The 343-nt window shown below is 44.9% G+C and carries 2 tRNA genes; both read right to left on the bottom strand.

Annotated features, from left to right (window positions below):
* Positions 1-85: 85 nt before the first annotated feature.
* A tRNA-Val gene (locus BCV39_RS19910) sits at positions 86-161 on the bottom strand.
* A gap of 63 nt (positions 162-224) precedes the next feature.
* Positions 225-300: transfer RNA gene (locus BCV39_RS19905), tRNA-Ala, on the bottom strand.
* Between the last annotated feature and the right edge of the window lie 43 nt (positions 301-343).

The following is a 343-nucleotide window of genomic DNA, read 5'->3' as shown; positions in this document are numbered from 1 at the left end:
TTCCAAATTGTTAAAGAGCAAGAGTTTTAAAGCATTAAACTTTCAAAACCATTTTTAAATACTCTCTTACGAGAATGCTTAAAGATGGTGGGCGATACCGGGCTCGAACCAGTGACCCCCTGCTTGTAAGGCAGGTGCTCTCCCAACTGAGCTAATCGCCCATAAAGTTTCCTTTTGTCTTCACTTTTTAAAAGTGAAAATAAAAGCCATTCTTATGGAAGGAATGGTGGAGCTATGCGGGATCGAACCGCAGACCTCCTGCGTGCAAGGCAGGCGCTCTCCCAGCTGAGCTATAGCCCCATATTTTTATTTCCTTGGGAGGAAATGGTGGGTCGTGCAGGAT

The sequence above is a fragment of the Vibrio sp. 10N.286.55.E10 genome (assembly GCF_002872555.1).
GTDB lineage: Bacteria > Pseudomonadota > Gammaproteobacteria > Enterobacterales > Vibrionaceae > Vibrio > Vibrio crassostreae.
This window is presented reverse-complemented; position numbering and strand designations above follow the sequence as displayed.